General features: G+C 60.1%; 29 protein-coding genes. 14 read left to right on the top strand and 15 right to left on the bottom strand.

What is annotated here, in order from left to right:
* Positions 1-44: 44 nt before the first annotated feature.
* Both pyk and L904_RS26555 read right to left on the bottom strand, forming a co-directional pair.
* Positions 45-1,484, bottom strand: a complete 1,440-nt coding sequence (gene pyk / locus L904_RS26560; RefSeq protein ID WP_003520375.1) for a pyruvate kinase — start codon at positions 1,482-1,484, stop codon at positions 45-47.
* On the bottom strand, positions 1,484-1,870 hold the full coding sequence (locus L904_RS26555) for a DUF1036 domain-containing protein (RefSeq protein ID WP_020012242.1): 387 nt from the start codon (positions 1,868-1,870) through the stop codon (positions 1,484-1,486). Before L904_RS26555 ends, pyk begins: the two co-directional genes overlap by 1 nt.
* Before the next feature lie 290 nt (positions 1,871-2,160).
* Here L904_RS26555 and L904_RS26550 point away from each other — a divergent pair, with 290 nt between their 5' ends.
* The 3 genes from L904_RS26550 to L904_RS26540 all read left to right on the top strand — a co-directional run bounded on the left by L904_RS26550 (position 2,161) and on the right by L904_RS26540 (position 3,675).
* Positions 2,161-2,949 carry an N-formylglutamate amidohydrolase gene (locus L904_RS26550; protein ID WP_020012241.1) on the top strand — a complete coding sequence of 263 codons (789 nt, stop codon included), beginning with the start codon at positions 2,161-2,163 and terminating at the stop codon, positions 2,947-2,949.
* 15 nt (positions 2,950-2,964) lie between these two features.
* Positions 2,965-3,270: a DUF1244 domain-containing protein gene (locus L904_RS26545; protein ID WP_035262885.1), complete on the top strand. Its 306-nt coding sequence runs from the start codon at positions 2,965-2,967 to the stop codon at positions 3,268-3,270.
* A 147-nt stretch (positions 3,271-3,417) separates the two neighbouring features.
* Positions 3,418-3,675 (top strand): DUF2312 domain-containing protein, encoded by a 258-nt coding sequence (locus L904_RS26540; protein ID WP_020812069.1) that lies wholly within the window; start codon positions 3,418-3,420, stop codon positions 3,673-3,675.
* 68 nt (positions 3,676-3,743) lie between these two features.
* Here the strand turns inward: L904_RS26540 and L904_RS26535 are convergent, their stop codons facing one another.
* The 5 genes from L904_RS26535 to L904_RS26515 form a co-directional block, all read right to left on the bottom strand.
* Positions 3,744-4,364: a tetratricopeptide repeat protein gene (locus tag L904_RS26535; RefSeq protein ID WP_035262887.1), complete on the bottom strand. Its 621-nt coding sequence runs from the start codon at positions 4,362-4,364 to the stop codon at positions 3,744-3,746.
* Positions 4,365-4,465: 101 nt separating this feature from the next.
* Complete coding sequence (ykgO, locus tag L904_RS26530) at positions 4,466-4,591, bottom strand: type B 50S ribosomal protein L36 (protein WP_003497670.1); 126 nt, start codon at positions 4,589-4,591, stop codon at positions 4,466-4,468.
* 147 nt (positions 4,592-4,738) lie between these two features.
* Complete coding sequence (locus L904_RS26525; RefSeq protein WP_020812291.1) at positions 4,739-5,815, bottom strand: 5-(carboxyamino)imidazole ribonucleotide synthase; 1,077 nt, start codon at positions 5,813-5,815, stop codon at positions 4,739-4,741.
* A gap of 11 nt (positions 5,816-5,826) precedes the next feature.
* Entirely contained in the window at positions 5,827-6,294 is a 468-nt protein-coding gene (gene purE / locus L904_RS26520) for a 5-(carboxyamino)imidazole ribonucleotide mutase (protein WP_035212960.1), read from the bottom strand.
* Between the two features lie 48 nt (positions 6,295-6,342).
* On the bottom strand, positions 6,343-6,546 hold the full coding sequence (locus tag L904_RS26515) for a YdcH family protein (RefSeq protein WP_003497661.1): 204 nt from the start codon (positions 6,544-6,546) through the stop codon (positions 6,343-6,345).
* 235 nt (positions 6,547-6,781) lie between these two features.
* On the opposite strand from L904_RS26515, the gene L904_RS27485 reads away from it, so the two are divergent.
* The gene (locus L904_RS27485) at positions 6,782-6,958 is read left to right on the top strand and encodes a YdcH family protein (RefSeq protein WP_003506164.1); all 177 of its coding nucleotides are present in this window, start codon (positions 6,782-6,784) and stop codon (positions 6,956-6,958) included.
* 103 nt (positions 6,959-7,061) lie between these two features.
* On the opposite strand, the gene L904_RS26510 is transcribed toward L904_RS27485, so the two are convergent.
* Entirely contained in the window at positions 7,062-7,826 is a 765-nt protein-coding gene (locus L904_RS26510) for a sulfite exporter TauE/SafE family protein (protein WP_035262890.1), read from the bottom strand.
* Between the two features lie 104 nt (positions 7,827-7,930).
* Here L904_RS26510 and L904_RS26505 point away from each other — a divergent pair, with 104 nt between their 5' ends.
* The 6 genes from L904_RS26505 (at position 7,931) to L904_RS26480 (ending at position 14,646) form a co-directional block, all read left to right on the top strand.
* Positions 7,931-8,584 (top strand): thiamine phosphate synthase, encoded by a 654-nt coding sequence (locus L904_RS26505; RefSeq protein ID WP_035262906.1) that lies wholly within the window; start codon positions 7,931-7,933, stop codon positions 8,582-8,584.
* An 8-nt stretch (positions 8,585-8,592) separates the two neighbouring features.
* Positions 8,593-9,693, top strand: coding sequence for a tetratricopeptide repeat protein (locus L904_RS26500; RefSeq protein ID WP_035262893.1), 1,101 nt, complete (start codon positions 8,593-8,595; stop codon positions 9,691-9,693).
* 164 nt (positions 9,694-9,857) lie between these two features.
* The gene (locus tag L904_RS26495; protein WP_035262908.1) at positions 9,858-10,658 is read left to right on the top strand and encodes an inositol monophosphatase family protein; all 801 of its coding nucleotides are present in this window, start codon (positions 9,858-9,860) and stop codon (positions 10,656-10,658) included.
* Positions 10,659-10,859: 201 nt separating this feature from the next.
* Complete coding sequence (locus L904_RS26490) at positions 10,860-11,876, top strand: hypothetical protein (protein ID WP_003520359.1); 1,017 nt, start codon at positions 10,860-10,862, stop codon at positions 11,874-11,876.
* Positions 11,877-11,878: 2 nt separating this feature from the next.
* Entirely contained in the window at positions 11,879-12,910 is a 1,032-nt protein-coding gene (locus tag L904_RS26485) for a peptidoglycan -binding protein (protein ID WP_035262896.1), read from the top strand.
* Between the two features lie 89 nt (positions 12,911-12,999).
* The gene (locus L904_RS26480) at positions 13,000-14,646 is read left to right on the top strand and encodes an FAD-binding dehydrogenase (RefSeq protein ID WP_035262899.1); all 1,647 of its coding nucleotides are present in this window, start codon (positions 13,000-13,002) and stop codon (positions 14,644-14,646) included.
* A gap of 1 nt (position 14,647) precedes the next feature.
* Here the strand turns inward: L904_RS26480 and L904_RS26475 are convergent, their stop codons facing one another.
* Positions 14,648-16,447, bottom strand: a complete 1,800-nt coding sequence (locus L904_RS26475) for an ABC transporter transmembrane domain-containing protein (RefSeq protein WP_035262910.1) — start codon at positions 16,445-16,447, stop codon at positions 14,648-14,650.
* A gap of 260 nt (positions 16,448-16,707) precedes the next feature.
* Between L904_RS26475 and rpmE the strand changes: the two genes are divergently transcribed.
* Positions 16,708-16,929 carry a 50S ribosomal protein L31 gene (gene rpmE, locus L904_RS26470; protein WP_003497640.1) on the top strand — a complete coding sequence of 74 codons (222 nt, stop codon included), beginning with the start codon at positions 16,708-16,710 and terminating at the stop codon, positions 16,927-16,929.
* Between the two features lie 157 nt (positions 16,930-17,086).
* Here the strand turns inward: rpmE and L904_RS26465 are convergent, their stop codons facing one another.
* The 3 genes from L904_RS26465 to L904_RS26455 all read right to left on the bottom strand — a co-directional run bounded on the left by L904_RS26465 (position 17,087) and on the right by L904_RS26455 (position 19,484).
* Positions 17,087-17,602, bottom strand: a complete 516-nt coding sequence (locus L904_RS26465) for a DUF1465 family protein (RefSeq protein WP_035262902.1) — start codon at positions 17,600-17,602, stop codon at positions 17,087-17,089.
* A 404-nt stretch (positions 17,603-18,006) separates the two neighbouring features.
* Positions 18,007-18,198: a DUF1192 domain-containing protein gene (locus tag L904_RS26460; protein WP_003506186.1), complete on the bottom strand. Its 192-nt coding sequence runs from the start codon at positions 18,196-18,198 to the stop codon at positions 18,007-18,009.
* Entirely contained in the window at positions 18,195-19,484 is a 1,290-nt protein-coding gene (locus tag L904_RS26455; RefSeq protein WP_035262904.1) for an MFS transporter, read from the bottom strand. The genes L904_RS26460 and L904_RS26455 overlap by 4 nt, the downstream gene beginning before the upstream one ends.
* 137 nt (positions 19,485-19,621) lie before the next feature.
* Between L904_RS26455 and L904_RS28280 the strand changes: the two genes are divergently transcribed.
* Positions 19,622-19,777 carry a hypothetical protein gene (locus L904_RS28280; RefSeq protein WP_003520354.1) on the top strand — a complete coding sequence of 52 codons (156 nt, stop codon included), beginning with the start codon at positions 19,622-19,624 and terminating at the stop codon, positions 19,775-19,777.
* 89 nt (positions 19,778-19,866) lie between these two features.
* On the opposite strand, the gene L904_RS26450 is transcribed toward L904_RS28280, so the two are convergent.
* Positions 19,867-20,352: an Lrp/AsnC family transcriptional regulator gene (locus L904_RS26450; protein ID WP_031234302.1), complete on the bottom strand. Its 486-nt coding sequence runs from the start codon at positions 20,350-20,352 to the stop codon at positions 19,867-19,869.
* 161 nt (positions 20,353-20,513) lie between these two features.
* On the opposite strand from L904_RS26450, the gene L904_RS26445 reads away from it, so the two are divergent.
* Positions 20,514-21,080, top strand: a complete 567-nt coding sequence (locus L904_RS26445) for a hypothetical protein (RefSeq protein WP_020812236.1) — start codon at positions 20,514-20,516, stop codon at positions 21,078-21,080.
* Entirely contained in the window at positions 21,067-21,474 is a 408-nt protein-coding gene (locus L904_RS26440) for a PPC domain-containing DNA-binding protein (protein ID WP_020812235.1), read from the top strand. Before L904_RS26445 ends, L904_RS26440 begins: the two co-directional genes overlap by 14 nt.
* Positions 21,475-21,512: 38 nt before the next feature.
* Here L904_RS26440 and L904_RS26435 read toward each other — a convergent pair whose 3' ends face one another.
* A complete protein-coding gene (locus L904_RS26435; RefSeq protein ID WP_059762470.1) occupies positions 21,513-22,406 on the bottom strand; it encodes a PCC domain-containing protein in 894 nt (297 codons plus the stop codon).
* Positions 22,403-23,182: an SDR family NAD(P)-dependent oxidoreductase gene (locus L904_RS26430; protein ID WP_020812234.1), complete on the bottom strand. Its 780-nt coding sequence runs from the start codon at positions 23,180-23,182 to the stop codon at positions 22,403-22,405. The genes L904_RS26435 and L904_RS26430 overlap by 4 nt, the downstream gene beginning before the upstream one ends.
* Between the last annotated feature and the right edge of the window lie 30 nt (positions 23,183-23,212).

Genomic DNA, 23,212 nt, shown 5'->3' with positions numbered 1-23,212 from the left:
CCCCGCCGTTACCGGCGGGTTTTTTTATGCTGTATATTGAAGCTTTAGACGCCGCTCTGGCCGTCCGAGCCGATATAGGCGATGCGGACCATATTGGTTGCGCCGGGAGTGCCGAGCGGCACGCCTGCGGAGATGATGATACGATCGCCCGGCTTGCCGAAACCTTCGGAAACCACGATGCGACAAGCGCGGTTCACCATGTCGTCGAGGTCGCTGGCATCGCCGGTGACGACGCAGTGCAGGCCCCAGACGACCGACAGTCGGCGGGCGGTCTGGATGATCGGCGACAGTGCGATGATCGGAACCTGCGGCCGTTCGCGCGCGGCGCGCAGGCCGGTCGTGCCCGAGGACGTATAGGTGACGATCGCCGCAAGCTTCAGGGTTTCGGCGATCTGGCGGGCGGCAAGCGAAATGGCGTCGGCACCGGTCGGTTCCGGCTGGGCGCGCTGCGCATAGATGATATTGGAATAATAGGGGTCCTGCTCCACCGTGCTGGCAATGGATGCCATGGTGGAAACCGCTTCGACCGGATAGTCGCCGGAGGCGGATTCAGCAGAGAGCATGATGGCGTCTGCGCCTTCGAAGACGGCGGTGGCGACGTCGGAGACTTCGGCGCGGGTCGGCACAGGCGCGGTGATCATCGATTCCAGCATCTGCGTGGCGACCACGACCGGCTTGCCGGCGCGGCGGCAGGCGCGGGTCAGCTGCTTCTGGATGCCCGGAACGGCTTCCAGCGGCATTTCGACGCCGAGATCGCCACGGGCGACCATCAGCGCGTCGGAAAGTTCGATGATTTCCTCGATGCGCTCGACAGCCTGCGGCTTTTCGATCTTGGACATCAGGCCGACGCGGCCGCGTGCGATCTTGCGAACTTCCGCAAGGTCTTCCGGACGCTGGACGAAGGAAAGCGCCACCCAGTCGACTTCGCCGGTGGCGAGAACGGCGTCGAGATCGACGCGGTCCTTGTCGGTCAGAACGCCGACGCCGAGCAACGTATCCGGCAGGCTGATGCCCTTGCGGTCAGAAATGCGGGTGCCGGAAATGACGGTGGTGACGATGCTTTTGCCGTCGCTCTTTTCAGCGCGCAGATGCAGCTTGCCGTCGTCGATCAGCAGGCGATGGCCGGGCTTGACCGCCTCGAGAATTTCCGGATGGGGAAGGAAAACGCGGGTGTTGTCACCGGGCGTGTCGTTATTGTCCAGCGTGAAGGTCTGGCCCGGAACGAGTTCGACCTTGCCTTCGGCGAATTTTCCGACGCGCAGCTTGGGACCCTGCAGGTCGGCCAGAATGCCGATGGGGCGGCCGGTACGGCTCTCGACAGAACGGATACGCTGAATGAGCGTCCGCATCACGTCGTGGCTCGCATGGCTCATGTTGATCCGGAAAAGATCTGCGCCAGCAAGATGCAGCTTCTCGATCATCGCCTCTTCGGAAGAGGCCGGGCCGAGAGTTGCAAGAATTTTGACTTTGCGGTTACGCTTCATCAGTTTTGATTTCCCTGTGTGCCTGGCGTATCGGAGAGCTGGACCATCCAGCTGCCCTGTCTGCCCGTGTCATATTCCTTGAAACCCATTCTCTGGAAGCTGCGGGCAAAACAATCGTCCACGCCGTTGATCTTGAACTCGTTTTCCGCCACGCACATGTTGACGTCACCGGTCCAGCGGCCGCCATGGGCGGCATCTTCGGCATAGAGATAATAATAACGTGACTGCAGCTCACCCTCGATCAGCGTCGCGCAGGTCGAGGAGGGGACCTGCCACCAGCCTTCGCTGACCCAGCCCTCCTGTGCCCGGTAGCCGATTGCGACCCCCACGAGGTTCTGCGTGCTGTTGCACACGCGAAAATCCGCATGCGCGGGCGCCGCGATCATGAAGGGGTCAGAAACAATGCCGCTGCGGAAAAAAGACGGGCGATATGCCGAAAGTGGCGAGGAAGAGCGAGAGATGACTGAGTCACGGCTTCCATCCGGATTCCATGGTTATAATGAACACACTTCTTGGCGTGGCCGCCCAAGAAAGTCAACGCGATTTTAATCGATTATATTGTTCGTGGGATCGTGAGTGCGATAAGGTAGATGGCTGTTCTTTCGCCGCAACTTGCGCCCGGCCTCAAGCCATGCCATCAAGCTTCTCTCCTCAATCCTGCCCCAGAAAATCATCGATGAACGACTTCATACCCTATGAAATCATAGAAGGCGATTATGACAAAGGCATGGTTCTTCTGGCGGACCATGCCATGAACCTCCTGCCGGCACACTACGGCAAACTTGGCCTTCCGCAAACCGCTTTTCATCGCCATATCGCATTTGATATCGGTATAGAGGGGCTGACACGCTCACTTGCCGCGCGCCTTGGCGTGCCGGCGGTGCTCGGGCGGTTTTCGCGGCTGCTCATCGATCCGAATCGCGGCGAGGACGATCCCACTCTCATCATGAAGATTTCGGACGGGGCGATCATTCCCGGCAACCATCCGATTTCGGACGAGGAATGGCAAAGGCGGATCGAGATTTTTCACCGGCCCTATCACAATGCCGTGGATCGTGTGCTGACCGGCGTGGCCGAGGCATCGGAAGAAGCGCCGCTGGTTCTGTCGCTGCATTCCTACACGCCGTTCTGGAAGGAAACGCCGCGGCCATGGCATGCGGCGGTTCTGTGGGATACGGATCATCGCGCGGTCGATCCGCTCCTGGCGCATCTGCGGGCCACGGGCGACATCCTCGTCGGTGACAACGAACCCTATGACGGTGCATTGAAGGGCGATACCATGTATCGCCATTGCATGATGAAGGGCATACCGCATGCGCTTCTCGAGGTTCGGCAGGATCTGATCGCGAATGAAGAGGGGATCGCCGAATGGTCGGACCGGCTCGCTCCCATTTTCGCCGCAATGAACGACGATCCCGTCCTGCATGAATATCAGCTGTTCGCCTCCCGCACCGGTCCCTATTGAGCCTGGAGTTTTGCCATGACGAATGAAAACGACAATCGGCAGGTCGAATTCGAGGCGGCGGCATTTCGCCGTCTTGTGCAGCACCTTCGCGAACGTCACGACGTGCAGAACATCGACCTGATGAATCTCGCGGGTTTTTGCCGCAACTGCCTGTCCAACTGGTACCGGGAAGCGGCCGAGGAGGCCGGTGTTCCGCTCAGCAAGGAAGAGTCCCGGGAAATCGTCTACGGCATGCCTTATGAGGACTGGAAGGAAAAATATCAGGCGGAGGCGAGTGATGCCCAGAAAGCCGCCTTTGAGCAGAACAGGCTCAGGGAATAACCCCGATCGACGGAAACGACTTGACGCGACGCCTTTCAGTGGGCAGTTCACAGGCCGGAATTCTGCTGCCCGCCGGCAGCGACCGGCGAAGGCTTCGCCCGGATATAATGAACAGGGCTCGCATGCGGGCCGCCAATGAAGGATGATATGATGGACGATACCAGCACCACCGAAACCGTCGCCGCCGCGGAACTGCGCCAGTTCATCGAGCGCGTCGAGCGCCTCGAAGAAGAAAAGGCCGCCATTCAGGGTGATATCAAGGATGTCATGGGCGAGGCGAAGGGCCGTGGTTACGACACCAAGGCGATCCGCACCATCATCCGCCTGCGCAAGAAGGATGCCAATGAGCGCATCGAGGAAGAAACGATTCTCCAGACCTATATGGCCGCGCTCGGCATGGAATGATCGGCTGGAAACGCCTCAATGAAAAATCGCCGCTTTTGCGGCGATTTTTGTTTGAGCATCTCGCGAATTCAGCCGCGTGTGCCGGCCAGCTTTTCCGAAAGGTCGACGGCCTCCTTGCGGGCGTCCTTGTCGGCGGGGTAGAGCGCCAGATAACGTTCCCACGCCTTCAGCGCCAGCTCGTCGCGGCCCGAGGCTTCGAGGATGTTGGCAAGGCTTGCCAGCGCCGGGAAATAGCGCGGTTCCCTTTCCAGCGTCAGGTTGATATCCGCCATCGCCTTGCGGGTGTCGCCATCGGCAAAATGCACCATGGCGCGGCGATAGGGCGCCTGCACATAGTCCGGATCGAGCAGAATGACCTGGTCGAGAAAATCGTAAGCGGCGGCGTTGCGCTTTTCGTCGGCGGCTTCGCCCGCCCATTGCATCAGCAGATTGACCGTTGCGCTGCCGGAATCATTCCATTCGGAGGCGATCTGGTTGGCGATGCTGCGCGCCTTGACCGCATTCCGTTCTTTTTTCAGCGATGCGAAAAGCGTGTCGATCGTCTTGGCGGGTGAAGGTGCGGAGTCCGCAACAGCAGGCGATTGCCCGTCCGCCGCATGGGCAATGGCAGCCATTCCCGGAATCGGGAGGCTTGAAAACAGGAAGCCCTGAGCGAGGATGATAGCCGTGCAAAAACGATTTGGGCGCATGGGTTAAAGCTTAACCCGACTGCGCCCAATATCAAATGCAAACTTCTGCTCTGTCAACAAAGTGATCCGCGAGCCTGATCGCGAACCGCAGTCGCAGTCAATCAGCCCTGACGAGCCTTGAAGCGCGGGTTCTGCTTGTTGATGATGTAGACGCGGCCCTTGCGGCGAACCAGGCGGTTATCGCGATGACGGGCCTTAAGCGCTTTAAGCGAATTCTTGATCTTCATTTTACTGGTCCGCAGTTTTGCACGGTTTCTGCCGTGCTTATTCAAACAATCAAAAGCGCGCAACGGGGCGCGCTCTTTTCGGTTGGCAGGCAGATACCCGTTTGAGCCCTGCCTGTCAACACTTGCCCGTGTCTTTGCCTTAAAAGACTAGGCTTTTCCTGTGCGCAAAAGCTCGGTCACATGGCCCATCTTGCGGCCCGGCCGTGCTTCCGTCTTGCCGTAGAGATGCACGAGACAGTCTTTTTTCGACAGCCATGCCGGCACATCGTCGATGTCGTCGCCGATGAGGTTGGTCATGACGCAATCCGAATGGCGATCCGTGCTGCCGGGCGTAAGGCCCGATACGGCCCGGATATGCTGTTCGAATTGCGAGATTACGCAGGCCGCCTCCGTCCAGTGGCCGGTATTGTGAACGCGTGGTGCCATTTCATTGGCGACCAGCGAACCATCCGGCAGGACGAAAAACTCGATGCCGATGATGCCGACATAATCGAGCGCGGCCAGAAGCTTTTCCGCCGATTGCACGGCAACCTCCCTGGCGGCGTCAGAAAGTGCGGCCGGAACGGTGGACGTGTGTAGAATGCCGTTCAGATGGACATTCTCGGCGGGATCGTAACAGGCAACGGCGCCGTCCTGGAAACGGGCGGCAATGATCGAAATTTCCCGCTCGAAGGAGATGAAGCTTTCGAGAATCAGCGGCACGCCGCCGAGCGCCGCAAAAGCGCCTGTAAGGTCTTCCCCACCGCGGAAAAGGCGCTGGCCCTTGCCGTCATAACCCATGCGGCGGGTTTTCAGCACGCCCTTGCCGCCGAAGGCGGCCAATGCGGCCTCCAGCTCTTCCTGGCTGTCCACGGCGCGGAAATCGGCGGTCGGGATGCCGCAGCCGTTGAGGAAGCGTTTTTCCGTCAACCGGTCCTGCGAGGCGCTGAGCGCTTTCGGAGGCGGATAGACGGGAACGGAGAGGCTGAGCTTTTCGGCGGCCGCGACAGGCACGTTCTCGAATTCGTAGGTCACGACATCGCAACGGCTTGCGAGTTCCGCAAGCGCGTTTTCATCGTCATATTCCGCCACGATCTGTTCGTTGCAGGCCTGCGCAGCCGGACAATCGGCCTGCGGTTCCAGCACGATGGTACGGTGGTTGAGACGGGCTGCGGCCATAGCTAGCATACGCCCGAGCTGCCCGCCACCGATGATGCCGATGGTCAGGTTGGTCGTCTTTGCCATCACTTTTGTCGTCACTGGGCGCTATCCATGGGATATTCCGCGACAGCCGCCGACTGGCGCGCACGCCAGGCATCCAGCCGGTCGGCGAGGTCCTCGTCGCTCAGCGCCAGAACCGCGGCGGCGAGAAGGGCGGCGTTGATCGCGCCGGCCTTGCCGATGGCGAGCGTGCCGACCGGAATGCCGGCGGGCATCTGCACGATGGAATAGAGGCTGTCCTGACCGGACATGGTCTTCGATTGAACCGGAACGCCAAACACCGGAAGCGGCGTCATCGAGGCCGTCATGCCCGGCAGATGGGCGGCGCCGCCCGCACCGGCGATGATGACCTTGAAGCCTTCGTCCTTCGCGCCATTGGCGAAGTCATAAAGCCGGTCCGGGGTGCGGTGGGCGGAAATGATGCGGGCTTCGTATTCGATGTCGAGCGCATCCAGCGTATCGGCGGCGTTCTTCATGGTCTCCCAGTCGGACTGGCTGCCCATGATGATGGCGACGGGGGGCGTTTCTGCTGTCACGTAATGTCTCCGGGCTCAGGCGATGATATCGGGAATGACCTGGTCTTCGAGCTGGGTCATCTTGTCCTTGACGGCCAGCTTCTTCTTTTTCATGCGCTGTATTCTCAGCGCATCGCAGCTGGTCTGGATCATCGCGTTGATCGCCGCGTCATAATCCTCATGCTCCTGGCGCAGCCGCGCCAGCGTGAGCCTGATGTCCGCCTGGTCCTGATCGGGCATCTCGTCATCCCCATTTTATGCCAGCCGGAGAGTGTCCGGCGCGTATGTCATCCGTTCTGGAGGCTCTATCATCAAATCGCGGTAACGGGAAGTTATCCCTTGCGACCAAATTGCCCACTTATTGCCTTCATTTCGCCTTCGACAAGCCGGTCGATCCGTGTCACATTGTCGTCGCAAACCTGAAACTCCAGCGATGGAGAGCTGGAGGTAGGTTCAAAAAGGAAGGACGTGCCGCATGACCATTCAGGCTCATATTGCATCGCTCGAAAAGAAACACGGTGCTCTGGAGGAGGAGCTCGAAAGTATTCTTGCTTCCCCGTCGTCTGACGATAGAGAGATCGCGGACCTTAAACGTCGAAAACTGCGCCTGAAGGATGAACTGCAGAGGCTCAAGGCCTCGACAAGACATTGATTTATGCCAGACCGTCGGCCTTCGATGAATGAAGGGTCGACGGTCTGAGCCTTTCGAGCTCTGGCGGCGAAAACCTGCTGCCAGAGCTTTTTTATTGTCGGATTTAGAACGGCAGTCCATCCCACAGCAGTTTAAGCGCCGCAATCAGCGCCATGGCATACATGAGTGGGTAAAACACGGCGGGTTTCAGATATTTCACCACCCTGGCGCCGGCAAGCGTCGCCAGCATCGCCACCGGCAGCAGGCTTGCCGATGTCTTGAGGTTGGTGGCGTCCAGCGCGCCGAGCGCGAAATAGGGAATGAGCTTGATCGCATTCATGATGGCGAAGAAGCGCACGCTCATGCCGGTATAGGTCTTTGGATCGAGCTTCAGCGGCAGAACATAGATCTGGAAGGGCGGACCGCCCGCATGGGCCACGAAACTCGCATAACCCGACAGGCTGGACCAGAGGGTCGCAGCCACCGGTCTTTGCGGCTTGGCCGGAATTTCCTGGCCCTTGCGGCTTTTGAAGCTCTCATAGAAATAACGCAGCACGAACAGGATCGTGACAGAGGCGACGACGAGACGCATGGCGTCCGCGGAAATGAGGCTTGAGGTCGCCCAGCCGAGCGCGATACCGGCGATTGCGCCCGGCAGCATGATGAGGAGCGTTTCCCGGTGGTTGTAGTGCCGCCAGGCAAAAAGCGCCACGATATCCATGACGATCAGGATCGGCAGGAAGATGGCCGCCGCCTGCACGGGCGATACGGCAAGCGCCATCAGCGGCACCCCCATCAGGGCGAGAGCGCCGCCCAGCCCGCCCTTGGAAAGGCCGACGAGCACGACTGCGGGGATGGCGACGAGATAAAAATGAAAATCGGTGAGCATGGATGGACGGTTGATCCTTTCGCCGGTCCGGTTTATCGGATTTGTCATATGAAAACGAGTGCAGATTGCGCGGTAAGCGTCTTCTGTCTGAAATGGACGAACCGATGACCCTAGTTGAAGATCGTTGCCGCCTTGTCCTGATCGTTCCGCAATCGGACGACGCGCAAAAGCAGGCGACAGAGGTGGAAGACGCATTGCGGGGTGGCGATGTCGCTTCCGTCATCATTCCGCAATATGGTCTGGATGACGCCGCTTTCCAGAAACGCGCCGAACTGATCGTGCCGGTTGTCCAGAAGGCAGGTGCGGCAGCGCTCATCGCCGGTGACAGCCGCGTTGCCGGTCGCGTGAAGGCGGATGGCCTGCATGTGGTTGGCAATGGCGAGGCGCTTGCCGAGGCCGTGGAAAAGTTCACGCCGAAGCTCATCGTCGGCGGCGGCAATGCGGATGACCGTCACAAGGCGCTGGAGCAGGGCGAGGCCAATCCGGATTATGTGTTTTTCGGAAAGCTCGAAGGGGACATCAAGCCGGAAGCGCACCCCAAAAACCTGGCGCTCGGCGAGTGGTGGGCCTCGATGATCGAAATCCCGGCCATCGTCATGGGTGGTACCGATGTGTCCTCGGTGGTTGCAGTGGCCGAGACCGGTGTGGAGTTCGTGGCGATGCGCAGCGGTGTTTTCGATAACGCCAGTGGCGCTGCCCAGGCCGTTTCTGAAATCAACGCCCTGCTTGACGAAAAAGCGCCACGGTTTGACGGTTGATACAGGCGATGATCATGCGCTCGGTTCACCTCTGCCTTTCCGTTTCGCTGCTGGCGCTCGCTTTCGGCGCGCCGGCGGGTGTTGCTTTTGCCCAGTCCGGGCCGCAGAGCGAAAGCAATGCACTTTCCCGCCAGCTGGAAAATGAGGCTCAGCCTACCCGTCAGGGCAGGGTGCAATCCGAAGAGCAGAAGGACTTGCAGCCGTCGGCAGGCGTGAATGTCTATCAGCGCATGGGCGCGGAGCTGCCGGCGCTGCCGCCTGAAAAGGAATTCAAGGGCCGGGTGGACGAAGCTTACGGGCATTTCCAGCGCGGCGAATATGTGCAGGCGCTCGACAAGGCGCTGAACCGCGCGCAGAACGGTGACGCAGCCGCCCAGACGCTGGTGGCGGAAATGATGTCGCGTGGTCTGGGCATCGCCCGTGACGAGAAGACGGCTGCTTTCTGGTACCAGCAGGCGGCTCAGGGTGGCGATCCCGTCGCCATGTTCAAATTCGCGCTAATCCTGATGGAAGGCAAATTCGTCACCCGCGACAAGGCGAAAGCCGACGATTTCATGCGCCGTGCGGCGGAAGCCGGCAACGCCTCTGCCCAGTTCAACTGGGGTCAGATACTGGTTTCGGAAAATCCCGGCGCCAAGGGCCTGCTGATGGCTTTGCCGTTCTATGAGAAATCCGCTGAACAGGGCATTGCCGATGCGCAATATGCGGTGTCGCAGATTTACTGGTCGCTCAAGGATGTGCCGGCCGAGAAGAAGGCAAAGGCGCGGGACTGGCTGACACGGGCCGCGAAGGCTGGCTACGATACCGCGCAGGTCGATCTCGGCATCTGGCTGGTCAACGGTTTTGGCGGCGAGCGCAATCTGGATGAGGGTTTCCGCTGGCTCTACGGCGCGGCACAACGCGGCAATGTCGTGGCGCAGAACAAGGTGGCGCATCTTTACATTCAGGCGCTCGGCACCCGGCCCGATCCGGTCGAAGCGGCCAAATGGTATGTGCTTTCCCGCCGCGCCGGGTTGAAGGATCCGTCTCTCGAGGACTTTTATCTCGGCATCACCGACGAGCAGCAGAAGAAGGCGATTGAGGCCGCAAATCGTTTCCGCCCGACGTGATGGAAGGGTAGCCTTGCCACGCCGGCGTTGACCCATGGGCTTTTTGCCTTGAATTTCCGCGCGTTTTGTGGTCTTGAACCGCAAACTTTCAATTCAAGAAAATAATGACGTGCCTGCCCGGTGAGCTTCCGGGCGGTTCGCAAGCTTTCCAGGAAACAACATCGATGGCCCGTTCAGCCCTTCTCAATGTCATGGTTCAGGCCGCCATCAAGGCGGGTAAGTCTTTGTCGCGTGACTTCGGTGAAGTGCAGAACCTTCAGGTCTCGGTCAAGGGACCGAGCGATTTCGTCTCGCAGGCGGACCTGAAAGCCGAGAAGATCGTGCGCGACGAGCTGATGAAGGCCCGCCCGACCTATGACTTTCTGGGTGAAGAAGGCGGTGAGGAAAAAGGCACGGACGGCGCACATCGCTGGATCGTCGATCCGCTGGATGGTACCACCAACTTCCTGCACGGCATTCCGCATTTCGCGGTTTCCATCGCGCTCGAGCGTAACGGTGAAGTCGTCGCCGGCGTGATCTTCAATCCGGCCACCGACGAACTCTACACCGCCGAGCGCGGCGGCGGCGCGTTCCTCAACGATCGCCGCATCCGCGTCGCTGCGCGCAAGGCGCTGACCGATTGCGTCATCGGCTGCGGCGTGCCGCATCTCGGCCGCGGCAATCACGGCAAGTTCCTGGTCGAACTTCGCCACGTCATGGGTGAGGCAGCCGGCATCCGCCGCATGGGTGCGGCTTCGCTCGATCTCGCTTATGTCGCCGCTGGCCGTCTTGACGGTTTCTGGGAAGCCGATCTTTCGCCCTGGGACATGGCGGCAGGTCTGGTGCTGATTCGTGAAGCCGGCGGTTTCGCCTCCGACATCAAGGGCGGCACGGATATCTTCGGCAGCAGCTCCGTCGCTGCCGGCAACGAATATATCCACAAGGCGCTCGTTGAGGTCGCCAACCGTCCCATTCCGGGCCGCTGATTGGTTTTCGGCGGAAAACCTGCCGTTTTCTGCAAGTTTTAGACGCCCGGCGAATATTCGCCGGGCGTTTTTGTTTTCCGTCATCCGCCTCCAGGCTGTTTTCGTGAAACGCCTGTGACGAAAGACCGGCTTTTCGCTTCAAATCGTCGCAATTTTCAAATAGCTTCCGCTGGATAGCTGACCAGAGGGAATGCGAACGTTATGGCGGATTCGGAGCTGCTCGATCTTGGCGTCGAGAAACCGGTGACCACACGGCAATACAGCCACAAGCTGTCCAGCCCGACACCGTTTCTCTGGACGATGGTTCTGTTTCTGATCCTCGTGGGCTTTCTGGCGGCCATTCTTTACCGGCAGGCCCACACCGCCTTCATGACCAATCCGGGGCTCAACGGCTTCATTCTCGGCGTGCTGGCCATCGGTATCATTCTGGTGTTTACGCAGACGATGAGCCTGCGTTCCGAAGTTCGCTGGTTCAATGCCTTTCGCGCTGCCGGCAGCGTCGAAAAGGTCGGCCGTGCGCCCAAGCTGCTTGCGCCGATGAGCACGTTGATCGGCAAGCGTGGCGAAGTCCGGCTCTCTGCCGTTACGCAAAGGACGATCCTCGATTCCATCGCGACGCGCCTAGACGAGACGCGTGACACATCGCGTTATCTTGTCGGCCTGCTGGTGTTTCTCGGCCTGCTCGGCACCTTCTGGGGCCTGATCGGCACCATTGGCGCCATCAGTAATGTCATCCAGTCGCTCGATCCGAGCGCCGGCGACAGCAACGATATTCTCGGCTCCCTCAAGGCCGGCTTGACTGCGCCGCTGGCGGGCATGGGAACGGCCTTTTCCTCGTCGCTGCTCGGTCTTTCGGGTTCGCTGATTCTCGGCTTCCTCGATCTTCAGGCCGGTCGTGCGCAGAATCGTTTCTATACCCAGCTCGAAAACTGGCTTTCCTCGGTGACGGATACGACGGAAGGGCCGAGGGAGTTCAAGGGCGAACCCGGCGCGGTGGTCAGCACCGAGCGCTCGCTTGCGGCCATGACCAGCCTTGCCGAAGGCATTCAGGGGCTGGTCAAGAACATGCGCAGCGAACAGCAGATGTTGCGTGACTGGATCGAAGCGCAGCAGGAAGAATCGAAATCGCTCCGCCGCACGCTCGACCGGCTGTCGGCGCGGATCGACAGCGACACGAAATCTTCCGGACGCACCCGGCACGATAACGGGAGCGAGTAGCCATGGCGCTTGCGCGCAACCGCCGCCGCGACAGGGGCGTGGATTATTGGCCGGGTTTCGTCGACGCGCTTTCGACGCTGCTCATGGCCATCATGTTTCTGCTCACGGTCTTCGTGCTAGCGCAATTCGTTTTGTCGCGGGAAATCACCGGCAAGGATGAGGTGCTGACACGTCTCAACAGCCAGATTGCGGAACTGACCGAACTTCTGGCCATGGAAAAAGGTAACAAGCAGGATATTGAGGACGCACTCGCGAGCCTGCAATCCACCCTTGCCGCATCCGAAAACGAGCGCTCGCGCCTGCAGTCGCTTCTCGATGCGGGATCTGGCAACAACGCAAGCGCCAATGCCCGGATCGGTAGCCTGACCGGCGAACTGGACGACCAGAAACAGGCCAATTCCCGTGCCTCCGCGCAGATTGAATTGCTTAACCAGCAGATTGCGGCGCTGAGGGCGCAGATCGCCTCGGTGGAAGCCGCGCTTCAGGCCTCGGAAGCCAAGGACGCCTCTTCTCAGGTCAAGATCGCCGATCTCGGCCGCCGTCTCAATGTCGCGCTGGCGCAGCGGGTGCAGGAACTGAACCGCTATCGCTCCGATTTCTTCGGGCGGCTGCGCGAAATCCTGTCGGATCGCGAAAACATCCGCATTGTCGGTGACCGGTTCGTCTTCCAGTCCGAAGTGCTCTTCCCCTCCGGCGGCAATGAACTCAACCCGGAAGGGCAGGCGGAGATGGAGAAGCTGGCTGTCGCGCTGCTCGATCTCGCCAAGGAAATCCCGGCGGAGATCAACTGGGTGCTGCGCGTGGATGGCCATACGGATAATGTCCAGCTTTCCGGTTCCGGGCGTTACCGGGACAATTGGGAGCTTTCCTCGGCCCGCGCCACCTCGGTGGTGAAATTCCTGATCTCCAAGGGCGTGCCGGCAAATCGGCTGGTCGCCGCTGGTTTCGGCGAATATCAGCCAATTGCCGAAGGCGATACGCCGGAAGCACGGCAGCAGAACCGCCGTATCGAACTCAAGCTTACCGAGCGCTGAAATCGCGGACCGCGTCATCGCGGTTGCCTTCTGATGAAAGTGAATTTACGTTCGCGTAAACGTAATTCCGTCATATCTGGGAGGGGCTGATGGAAGGCTATGATGTGGTCGTTGTCGGTGCAGGGCTTGCCGGGCTGGTGGCGGCAACCGAGGCGGCTGAGCGGGGTTTCAGCGTCTGCGTCGTGGATCAGGAGGGTGAGCAGAACCTTGGCGGGCAGGCCTTCTGGTCGCTGGGCGGACTGTTTTTCATCGATAGTCCCGAACAGCGCCGGATGCGGGTGCGAGACAGTCTCGATCTTGCAAGACAGGACTGGCTCGGTTCGGCCGGTTTCGACCGTCCGGAGGATTATTGGCCGCGCCGCTGGGCGGAGGCCTATCTCGATTTTGCTGCCGGTGAGAAACGCGAATGGCTGCACCGCATGGGCATGCGCTGGTTTCCCGTTGTCGGCTGGGCCGAGCGCGGTGGCAGCCTTGCCCACGGCCATGGCAATTCCGTTCCGCGTTTCCATGTAACCTGGGGCACGGGTCCGGGCGTACTTGCACCCTTCGTAAAAAAGGCGAAGGCCGTGGCGGCAACCGGACGGCTGTCCTTTCGCTTTCGCCACCGGGTCGATCGTCTGGAGATCGCCGACGGCCGGGTGACCGGCATTTCGGGTGCGATTCTAGCGTCCGACCCCGTGCAACGCGGGCAAGAGAGCAGCCGGGAAGAGCAGGGCGATTTTATCTTCGCCGCTGCGGCGGTCATCGTCAGTTCCGGCGGCATCGGCGGCAATCAGGAACTGGTGCGGCGCAACTGGCCGGTGGAACGGCTGGGCCAGCCTCCTGCCAGCATGGTCTGCGGTGTTCCCGCGCATGTGGATGGCCGCATGATCGCCATTACGGAAACGGCCGGCGGAGCCGTCATCAATCGTGACCGCATGTGGCATTATACCGAGGGCGTAAAGAACCACGATCCGATCTGGCCGGGTCACGGTATCCGCATCCTGCCCGGTCCCTCGTCCTTCTGGTGCGATGCGGATGGAAACCGCCTCGCCGCTCCCGCCATGCCGGGTTTCGATACGCTCGGTACGCTAAAAATGCTTGGCGAACGCGGCAGCGGCCATAGCTGGTTCATTCTGACCAAGGCGATCATCAAGAAGGAATTTGCGCTTTCAGGCTCGGAACAGAATCCGGATCTGACCGGCAAGGATATAAGGCTGCTGCTCAAACGGCTGGGCAAGGAACCACCGGGACCGGTGCGTGCCTTCATGGAGCGCGGCGAAGATTTTGCCGTTCGGGATACGCTGGAAGAACTGGTGGCAGCGATGAATGCCATCAGCGGCGACGACCGGCTGAATATAGACCATATCCGCCATCAGATAGAAGCGCGCGACCGCGAAATCGAAAACGGTTTCAGCAAGGATGCGCAGGTAACGGCCATCCACGGCGCGCGCCGTTATCTCGGTGACCGGCTGATGCGGACGGCAAAACCGCACCGATTGCTCGATCCGGCAATGGGGCCGTTGATTGCCGTGCGGCTGCATGTGCTGACGCGCAAGACGCTTGGCGGCCTTCATACCGATCTTGAGGCGCGGGTGCTGGATGCTGCCGGTGCGCCGGTGCCGGGCCTTTATGCCGCCGGCGAAGTGGCGGGTTTCGGTGGCGGCGGCATGCATGGCTATAATGCGCTGGAGGGCACGTTCCTTGGCGGCTGCCTGTTTTCCGGCCGCGTCGCGGGGCGCAGAGTGCTGGCGTGATCTAGGCCTGGGCGCGCAATTCGTCCGGCCCGGTCTGGAATTGCAGCCGGGCAAGCCGCGCATAAAGGCCATTCTGGCGAATGAGGCTCTGATGCGTGCCTTCTTCGATGATGCGGCCTTCATCCATCACCAGAATGCGGTCGGCCTTCAGCACGGTGGCAAGGCGATGGGCGATGACGATGGTGGTGCGGGTTTTCATTAGCTCATCGAGCGCCTTCTGCACCAGCGTTTCGCTTTCCGCATCCAGCGCCGAGGTGGCTTCGTCCAGCAGCAGGATTGGCGCATTGCGCAGAATGGCGCGGGCAATGGCGATGCGCTGGCGCTGGCCGCCGGAAAGCGTCACGCCGCGTTCACCCACCTGCGTATCATATCCGTCGGTGAGACGTTCGATGAAGCTGTCGGCCTGTGCGGCGATGGCGGCGATGCGCACTTCCTCGCGCGTCGCATCAGGCCGGCCAAAGGCGATATTGTCATGAATGGAGGAGGCGAATATCGCCACATCCTGCGGAACGATGGACAGGCGCGCGCGCAGATCGGCAAGGGTGACGTCGCGAATATCCGTGCCATCGACGGTGATGCGGCCCTGCTGCGGATCGTAAAAGCGCATCAGCAGCGAAAAGACCGTGCTCTTGCCGGCACCGGAAGGCCCGACGATGGCGACGGTTTCGCCGGCGCTGACCTTGAAGGAGAGGCCGGAAACGATCGGCCGCCCTGTCGCGAGCGGATAGACGAAATCGACATTTTCGAACTCGGCCTCGCCGCGTGGCGGCTGCGGCATGGCGACGGGCGATGTGGGTTCCGCGACGGGCGAGTGCTCGTTCAGCAGTTCGGAAAGCCGTTCGGCCGCACCGCCCGCCTGCGCCAGTTCACCCCAGACTTCGGAGAGCTGGCCGAGACCGCTTGCCGCGATGACCGAATAAAGCACGAACTGACCGAGCGTGCCCGCGGTCATGCTGCCCGACAGCACGCTTTGCGCGCCATACCAGAGAATGCCGACAACGCTGCCGAAGACGAGCGCAATGGCGACGGCGGTGAGGATGGAGCGGGCGCCGATGGCGGCGCGTGCGCCCTGATAAGCGGCTTCCACGGAAGCGCCATAACGGGCATTCGCCAGCACCTCGGCATTAAAGGACTGCACGGTGCGGCTCGCCGCAATCGTCTCGGAAGCATAGGCGGCGGAATTGGCCAATGTGTCCTGCGTGGTGCGGGAGCGGGCGCGAACCGAGCGCCCGAAGGCGATCAGCGGAAAAACGATGAAGGGAATGGCAAGCAGCGCAAGGCCGGAAAGGCCGGGGCTGGTGTAGATCATCATCGCCACCGCGCCGCAGCACATGATGATATTGCGCAGCGCTACCGAGGCGGACGAGCCAAAAGCCGAGCGAATCTGCACGGTATCGGCGGTCAGCCGCGAGGTCAGCTCGCCGGATCGATTGCTATCGAAAAACTGCTGCGACAGGGTGGTGAGATGGGCAAAGACATCGCGGCGCAGATCGGCAACGACCCTTTCACCGATGGTCATGACGTAATAATAACGCATGGCGCTGGCGAGAGCGAGGACAACGGCAATCGCCAGAAGCATGGCGAAATAGCTGTTGATCATGCCGCCATCCGGCGTCTGGAATCCGTGATCGATGATGCGGCGAACGGCAAGCGGCAGGGCGAGTGTCGTGGCGGAAGAAAGCACGAGAGCGAAAAGGGCGGCCGCCATCAGGCCGCGATAACGCCGTAGATAGGGAAACAGGCCAAGAAGCGGCTTCAGGCTTCTTTGTTTCGCCGCTTTCTGCTCGTCAATGTCTGCCACGTCCTCTATGCTCCTCATTCCCTGCCGTTTTGGGCCTTTTGCGGGTGAATTTCCGGTGTGCGGTAAAATTCCCGCCCCTTTGGCCATCTCCTTTCACAAGGGGATAGCAGGCTCTTGTTATCTGGGCGACCTTCATGTATAGGCTCCGCATCGAATTGGGAAGCCATAGCCCATCTGGTCTATGGCTTCATTTATTGAAATGGCTCAGTTGACGCAATTGCGGCAAATGGACCGCACGTCACTTAACCAGGAAGATTGTCATGAAGGCTGATATCCATCCCGATTATCACACGATCAAGGTGGTCATGACCGATGGCACCGAATACGAAACCCGCTCCACCTGGGGTTCGGAAGGCGCCGTCATGAACCTTGAAATCGACCCCAAGTCCCATCCGGCATGGACGGGCGGCAACCAGCAGCTTATGGACCGCGGTGGTCGCGTTTCCAAGTTCAACAAGCGTTTCGGCGGCCTCGGCCTCTGATCCTCTTGCGGACGGATCGTTTAAAAAAAAAGCCCGGTTTTGCCGGGCTTTTTTGTTGCCATTTTTCGGCGATGGCGCTCGCGCCCGCGTAGCACGCAAAGAAAAAAGCAGGCCGGTGAGCCTGCTTTTCAAATTGTCCGGATAAGGTCGTCTTTTCTCAGTTGATCGAGAAAGCCGTGCGCAGAAGGTTGAGCTGCGCCTGCACGCTGTTTTCATTGTCCGGCACCTTGGCGGCTTCGGACGGGCGATAGATTTCGCGGTCGAGCAGGGCGATGCGGTTCTGGAGACGCAGCGAGCGCTCGATGAGATCGCGGAAGGATTCCGGCAGGTCGTTCCAGCCGGGCGCGTTGCGGTCGACGTTGAAGCTGTCGAGTCGCACCTTGTTCTTTTCGTTCAGAACCTGATCGCGCGTCATTTCGCCGTTGTTGACGGCGCGCTGCAGAAGCAGCCAGGAGGCCATCTGCATCAGGCGGGTGGTGAGGCGCATCGATTCCGCCGCATAAAGCACCGAGGCCATGCGCGGCAGCACCTTGGAGGCGGCGCGGCCGGCGCCGTCGAGATAACTTGCCGTTTCCTCAACCAAGGTCATGCCTTCGGTATAGAGGGTCTTGAACTGGTTGGAAGCAGCCGCGCGACCCGCAAAGCTTATGGTATTTAAAACCTGTTCCGACATTTTCTTTAAATCCCTGCTCACGCACCACACTGTCAGGCAACGACGACCCGGATATTTTGTTCCGGCCTTTAGTGTTTTCAGGATGGTATCTTTACCTGAAATGCGCAAGGCAATTATTAAAGAAGGGTTAATACCCACAGTTTTACGGAAACCGGCCAGCGGCAAAAAAAGAGCCGCGAAAGCGGCTCTCAAGGTAAAACAGGGAGAAAAATCAGACCAATTCGCCGTATGGAGAAGATGCCTGAGGTCCAGAAGAACTGGACATGTATAGTAATCTCTCAGAAAGCTTAATTTTTGGTTAATGGTAAACGAAAGACTGCCCCGTAATATTCATTTTCGGGCGCTGGCTGAGCCGTAGCTTACAGAAGCGGAAGTGCAGTCGTGTGTCTATTCTGCAGTGCGCATCAGGATCGGAAGAGATTTTCCGCCGCCTGCCTTCCGGCGGATTTCCGTGTCCTCTCCTCTTCGAGTCGGGTGATTTCGGCTTGCAGAAGATCGATACGGCTGCTCAGCTCGTCCACGGAAAGAAGGCTGAGATCGCCACCGATCTCATGCGCTGCCGGCTTTTGCGGACGGTCATCGTCAAAGAGGCTCATATGCCTGCTCCTTTTTCCACATAGTCGCCATCGTCGCCTGGATATTGCGGCGCGCGCGGGTCAAGCGCAATACTTTCCGGCGTGACGAGCGGTGAGGGCGTCGTTGGCATCATCGTCGAGAAATTGTCTTTTTCCTCGGTGGAAAGCGCAGCGCGCCGGCGGCTTCTGATGATGGCATAGGCGGTGATGAGCAGATGCGCCACAGCCGTGACCAGAAACAGCGCATAGGGGCCGAAATGGGTCATGATCGCGCCGCCGAGCGTCGGGCCGATGATGGTGCCGATGCCGTAAAGCAGCAGCAGACCACCGGAAACCTTGACGAAGTCTTCCGATGCGGCGAAGTCGTTGGCATGCGCCACGGCGATGGGATAGAGGGCGTTGGCGGCAGCGCCATAAATGGCGATCATGGAAATCAGCACATAGACATCATGCGGCTGGACCACCGCGACAGCCAGGCCCGCGACCGCGCCAAGCCCGGCCAGCCCGGCCAGCACATAGCGGCGGTCTATCCGGTCTGAAAGCCGGCCTGCGGGAAATTGCGCCAGCGCACCGACGAAAATCGTGACGGACACCATGATGGCGATCATGGTCGGGTCCAGCCCTGCCCGCGCACCGAAGACGGCGCCGAGCGTACCGTAAGCGCCGTTGGCAATGCCGATCATCAGGATGCCGATGAAGGAAACCGGTGAGTTGCGGTAAAGGGCCGGCAGATCCAGCTTCACCTTCTGCAACGGCTGTGGGCTCGCCGCTTTAGAAAGCGTCGCCGGCAGAATGGCGATGCAATAGATGATGCCGCAGATCATGAAGAGCGAGGTATTGCTGATATCGCCCATCGGCACGATCATCTGCCCCGCCACGACGCCGAGCAGCGTGATGGCGATATAAAGCGAGAAGATCATGCCACGACTTTCATTGGTGGCGCGCTCGTTCAGCCAGCTTTCGATGATCATCGAGGTTCCGGCCGTGCAGAAACCGGTAAGCGCGCGCAGCGCGATCCATGAGGTGTCGTCGATGATGAGGCCGGTCATCAGCACCGTCAGGCACACCAGCGCCACGAAGGACCCGAATGCCCGCACATGGCCAGCGCGGCGCACGATGGCAGGCGCGACAAAGCAACCGACGACGAATCCCGCCGCCCAGGAGGTGCCCAGAAAACCAAGAATTTCATTGGAGTAACCTTCCGCCGAACCACGCACCGGCAGCACGAGGCCCTGAAGGCCGTTGCCGAGAAAAAGAAACAGAGTGCTGGATAAAAGAGCGAATACGGGTAGAAGATTTCTGCTCATGAAAACACTCTCATGCGTTCGGACGGACGGTCGGACAGGTCATAGGACGGGCGTTACCCGAATGAGTTGCACTCTTCTGGTGAACGGTAAAAATGTCCAGCCTGTGACGATGCAGAAATAAAGAAAAGGCTCAATAAATGACGAAGGCGATCGGCCTTTTTTTACTGCTGGCCATGGTGGTCCAGATCATCCGGCCGCTTGGTCTGCCGGGCCTGAAAAAAAGAGGCGATTGCTGGAAGATCGCGGTTGCCGCCTTTGTCATCTGGTCGGTGACGCTGCTTCTGCGTCCGTAACGAAAAAGCCGCCCGTCGGAATGGTTTCAAGAGCTGGCAAAGTGCGAAAATCTCTCCACCGTACCATTCCTGTCCCCGATCAGGCCCATTCAACCAGACGGAGGCTCGGCATCGGGCACGACTGACAATGTGTGCTTGAGGCATTTAAGTGCGAAACAGGAGCGGGAATGGCGCACACCCTCGATCTTGTAAAGCTTGCGGCGCAGAAACTGCTCGTAGCCCGCGGTTCCCGCCACCGCCACCTTGATGAGATAATCATATTCGCCGGTTGTCAGATAGGCTTCCAGCACTTCGGGAAGAGCGGCCATGGCTTTACCGAAACGTTCCAGAACCTCATCGTCGTGACGTTCCAGCATGACCTCGATGATCACCGTCTCGGCCAGTCCCAGATGGGCCTGATCGAGAATGGCGGTATAGCCGCGAATGACCCCTTCGTCTTCCAGCCGCTTGACGCGCTGCCAGCAAGGGCTGGGCGACAGCCCCACCTTTTCCGATAGTTCCGTATTGCTCAGCCTGCCGTTCTCCAGCAGGGCCCGCAATATTTTGCGGTCAATTCTGTCCAGCGGCTTCGTCATGCCGGCCTCCCTGAAACATATCGCAAAAAAATCTGCCGTCCGTGGGGCCGCTCGCGAAAGAAGTGTTTTCCGAAGGGCACTTTGGCGGCGCCATTCGAAAGCACCTTTGGCTGGTCTTTGAGTACCGTACTGCAAGGTACAGGCAGCAGGGAGGAGCAGGCATGGCACCCACACGGCAACAGCATTTTCCAAGGCCGAGAACGCTGATACATCCCGGTATTTCTTCGCCGGTGCGTATCAACAGCCTGCGCTCGCCGTCTGCGCGCCATATGCGGCTGTTCATCGCGCCGGACTGTAGCCTCTATGATGGAATCGTGCGGTCTTTGGCCGAAAACGGCATCGAAAATGCCTCTTTGACCATTCTCGGCGGTTATTTCGACATCCTGTCCTATTGCGTGGCTCCACCCGATCCTTCCGGCAGGGCGGTCATCGCCTATACGAAACCCATCGATGCCGGGGCGGCCTGGCTGGTTTTCGGCAACGCGACGCTGGGGCGGAGCATGAAGGGCAAGCCCATCGTGCATTGCCATGCCGCCATGCGGACTGCGGCGGGTGCGGTCAAAGGCGGCCATTTGCTGACGGAATCCTGTATCGTCGGAGAAGGCGGCATTTCCGCCCTTGTGACCTCGCTCGACAGTTTCGTGCTGCAGCAGTCCTTCGATCCCGAAACCAATATTCCCCTTCTTCAACCCAGGAACCGCACGGAGCGCGCCGATGAACACGCATAACACTGTCGAATCCGGCGCCATGGGCCGCGTGGCCTATGCCCGCATCGCGCCCAATGAAGACCTCGTGCTCGGCGTCGAGAAACTGTGTCTGGCCGAAGGTTTCCGTAACGCCTTCGTGCGCGGCGCGCTGGGCAGTCTGGTGGATGCGTGTCTCGGCACCCGCAGCGGCGCGTTTTTGCAGATAAGCGGTCCTGCCGTTGAAATCGTTTCGATTGCCGGTGAGGTACGCGCCCAGCCGGATGGTTCCCTGCGCGCCGCGCTGACCGGCGTTGTCGCCGATACCGATGGCGCGGTTTACGGCGGTCCCTTCATCGCCGGCGCCAACCCCGTGTGCATGACCTTCGAGGTGACGCTGGAAGAATGGCTGCCTGCGGAAAAGCCGCAGGTGGCGTGAGGTGCGGTAAGGCGGGCGGTGGAGTTGCACCGCGCAACTCATGAGGCCGCCCCCTGTCTTTCGGTCAGAAGCAGCTCGAAAGTCACGCAGACCGGGTTTTTGCCGCGCACCAGCCGCCCGCCGCTGATCTGCGTGGTAAGATCGACCATCGCAATATCCAGCATTGCCCGTTCGCCACCCGTGGCGGCGGGGTGGATGCGGCCATTGCGGATGAGGATTTCGCTGGCATAGGCGGTGAGGCTTGTTCCGTCTTCATAATCCGCACCGATCAGGCTGCCGATACCATTGACCTCGGCCTCTCGCAGGTCGAACTGTCTGCAGGCGGCTTCAAGCGCCGTGCAGATATCGGTATTGGGCCGCACTGTGCACAACAGCGCCCGGAGCCCCGCATCTTTCCGGTTGCGCGGCTGCGTGATGGGCGTGAAGAGGGGGAAATTGGTTTCCTCATCCTTCTGCACGTCCAGAATTGCGCCATCCAGCGCCAGCGCCTCGAGCGGCGTTTCCCCGGAAAATTCAGACTCCAAAGGCAGCAGGTGCCCCATGGATAGAACGCCTTCGGCACTTTCCCACGAACCATGGCAGTGCAGGAACGGCTGACCGTCGCGTCGCCCCATATGCAGGCCGGCATCGATGATCGTGCCTCCCGGCATGGAGAATGTTTCGCTATACCAGGCGGCGTGGGCATCATCGGGGGCGGCTGCGGGCATGACATAGTGCAACCGCTTCATCGGCACATTTTTCAGTCTGACATAACCACCATCGAAACCCTGTTCGACAAAGGCCTCTGCAATCGCTTCGTTGACGCAGACACCGGGTCTGGCATTCAGCGTGACCGGATGGGCGTGGCAGCCGACGACGCGGAAGCGTTCGGGTGTTGCCGGCCCCGGATGGACGATGCTGCGCGAAAGCCCCTCCGGGGGCATTGTCGTCATACTGCAAGCCCTGCGGTAATGAAGCCGCCATCCACGGCCAGCACCTGTCCGTTGATGTAGCTCGCGTCGTCCGACACAAGGAAAGCCACGGCAGAGGCGATCTCGTCCGTCCTGCCATAGCGGTGCATGGGAACGCGGCTGTGCCATTGGTTGCGAACATTCTCCGTATGAACCGCCTGGGTGAGGGGGGTATCGACGGGGCCGGGCGCAATCGCATTGACGCGAATGCCCGATTGCCCCAGCTCGTTTGCCATAACCATCGTCAGAAGATTGACGCCGCCTTTTGAAGCGCCATAGGCGCTGCGGCCGCGATTGCCGCACATGCCGGAAACCGAGCTGATATTGACGATCGAACCGGAAATTGCGCGGTCCAGCCAGTAACGCGCGGCGGCGCGGGCCACGGCGAAACTGCCGACGAGATTAACGTCAACGATGCGACGGAATTCTTCCACGCTGGTATCGACGGAAAGCTTGTCGATGCCGATGCCGGCGCTGTTGACGACGGCCACCAGATCAACGGCATGATCGGCGCCGCCTGCCGTCAAGGCGGCGAAAGCCTCTTCTATCGACGCCTCATTCGCCACGTTGCAGACGATGCCGCGCGAGGCATCGATGCCGAGTTTTTCACAGGCCGCATCCAGCGCCTCACGCTTGAGGTCCAAAAGCCATGGCTGCCAGCCGCGCGCCATTAACAGCTGCGCCGTGGAAAAGCCGATACCCGATGCGCCGCCGGTGATGGCGACAGCGCCTTTTATCTCTCTCGTCTGCTGTGTCATACCGTCTCCTCCCGGTTATGCGTTACGGCC

It is taken from the genome of Agrobacterium sp. LY4 (assembly GCF_001526585.1).
Taxonomy (GTDB): Bacteria; Pseudomonadota; Alphaproteobacteria; order Rhizobiales; family Rhizobiaceae; genus Agrobacterium; species Agrobacterium leguminum.
This window is presented reverse-complemented; position numbering and strand designations above follow the sequence as displayed.

Bases quoted from the DNA above. Each gene is read 5' to 3' on its own strand.
- L904_RS26480 (WP_035262899.1), top strand. From the start codon at position 13,000: ATGGAAGGCTATGATGTGGTCGTTGTCGGTGCAGGGCTTGCCGGGCTG.
- L904_RS26550 (WP_020012241.1), top strand. From the start codon at position 2,161: ATGAACGACTTCATACCCTATGAAATCATAGAAGGCGATTATGACAAA.
- L904_RS26445 (WP_020812236.1), top strand. From the start codon at position 20,514: ATGGCACCCACACGGCAACAGCATTTTCCAAGGCCGAGAACGCTGATA.
- L904_RS26510 (WP_035262890.1), bottom strand. From the start codon at position 7,826: ATGCTCACCGATTTTCATTTTTATCTCGTCGCCATCCCCGCAGTCGTG.
- L904_RS26440 (WP_020812235.1), top strand. From the start codon at position 21,067: ATGAACACGCATAACACTGTCGAATCCGGCGCCATGGGCCGCGTGGCC.
- L904_RS26430 (WP_020812234.1), bottom strand. From the start codon at position 23,182: ATGACACAGCAGACGAGAGAGATAAAAGGCGCTGTCGCCATCACCGGC.
- L904_RS26450 (WP_031234302.1), bottom strand. From the start codon at position 20,352: ATGACGAAGCCGCTGGACAGAATTGACCGCAAAATATTGCGGGCCCTG.
- L904_RS26515 (WP_003497661.1), bottom strand. From the start codon at position 6,546: ATGCCCGATCAGGACCAGGCGGACATCAGGCTCACGCTGGCGCGGCTG.
- L904_RS26485 (WP_035262896.1), top strand. From the start codon at position 11,879: ATGGCGCTTGCGCGCAACCGCCGCCGCGACAGGGGCGTGGATTATTGG.
- L904_RS26545 (WP_035262885.1), top strand. From the start codon at position 2,965: ATGACGAATGAAAACGACAATCGGCAGGTCGAATTCGAGGCGGCGGCA.
- L904_RS28280 (WP_003520354.1), top strand. From the start codon at position 19,622: ATGACGAAGGCGATCGGCCTTTTTTTACTGCTGGCCATGGTGGTCCAG.
- L904_RS26500 (WP_035262893.1), top strand. From the start codon at position 8,593: ATGATCATGCGCTCGGTTCACCTCTGCCTTTCCGTTTCGCTGCTGGCG.
- L904_RS26460 (WP_003506186.1), bottom strand. From the start codon at position 18,198: ATGAGCCTCTTTGACGATGACCGTCCGCAAAAGCCGGCAGCGCATGAG.
- L904_RS26555 (WP_020012242.1), bottom strand. From the start codon at position 1,870: ATGATCGCGGCGCCCGCGCATGCGGATTTTCGCGTGTGCAACAGCACG.
- L904_RS26455 (WP_035262904.1), bottom strand. From the start codon at position 19,484: ATGAGCAGAAATCTTCTACCCGTATTCGCTCTTTTATCCAGCACTCTG.
- purE (WP_035212960.1), bottom strand. From the start codon at position 6,294: ATGGGCAGCCAGTCCGACTGGGAGACCATGAAGAACGCCGCCGATACG.
- L904_RS26535 (WP_035262887.1), bottom strand. From the start codon at position 4,364: ATGCGCCCAAATCGTTTTTGCACGGCTATCATCCTCGCTCAGGGCTTC.
- L904_RS26525 (WP_020812291.1), bottom strand. From the start codon at position 5,815: ATGGCAAAGACGACCAACCTGACCATCGGCATCATCGGTGGCGGGCAG.
- ykgO (WP_003497670.1), bottom strand. From the start codon at position 4,591: ATGAAGATCAAGAATTCGCTTAAAGCGCTTAAGGCCCGTCATCGCGAT.
- L904_RS26435 (WP_059762470.1), bottom strand. From the start codon at position 22,406: ATGACGACAATGCCCCCGGAGGGGCTTTCGCGCAGCATCGTCCATCCG.
- L904_RS27485 (WP_003506164.1), top strand. From the start codon at position 6,782: ATGACCATTCAGGCTCATATTGCATCGCTCGAAAAGAAACACGGTGCT.
- pyk (WP_003520375.1), bottom strand. From the start codon at position 1,484: ATGAAGCGTAACCGCAAAGTCAAAATTCTTGCAACTCTCGGCCCGGCC.
- L904_RS26540 (WP_020812069.1), top strand. From the start codon at position 3,418: ATGATGGACGATACCAGCACCACCGAAACCGTCGCCGCCGCGGAACTG.
- L904_RS26490 (WP_003520359.1), top strand. From the start codon at position 10,860: ATGGCGGATTCGGAGCTGCTCGATCTTGGCGTCGAGAAACCGGTGACC.
- L904_RS26495 (WP_035262908.1), top strand. From the start codon at position 9,858: ATGGCCCGTTCAGCCCTTCTCAATGTCATGGTTCAGGCCGCCATCAAG.
- L904_RS26505 (WP_035262906.1), top strand. From the start codon at position 7,931: ATGACCCTAGTTGAAGATCGTTGCCGCCTTGTCCTGATCGTTCCGCAA.
- rpmE (WP_003497640.1), top strand. From the start codon at position 16,708: ATGAAGGCTGATATCCATCCCGATTATCACACGATCAAGGTGGTCATG.
- L904_RS26465 (WP_035262902.1), bottom strand. From the start codon at position 17,602: ATGTCGGAACAGGTTTTAAATACCATAAGCTTTGCGGGTCGCGCGGCT.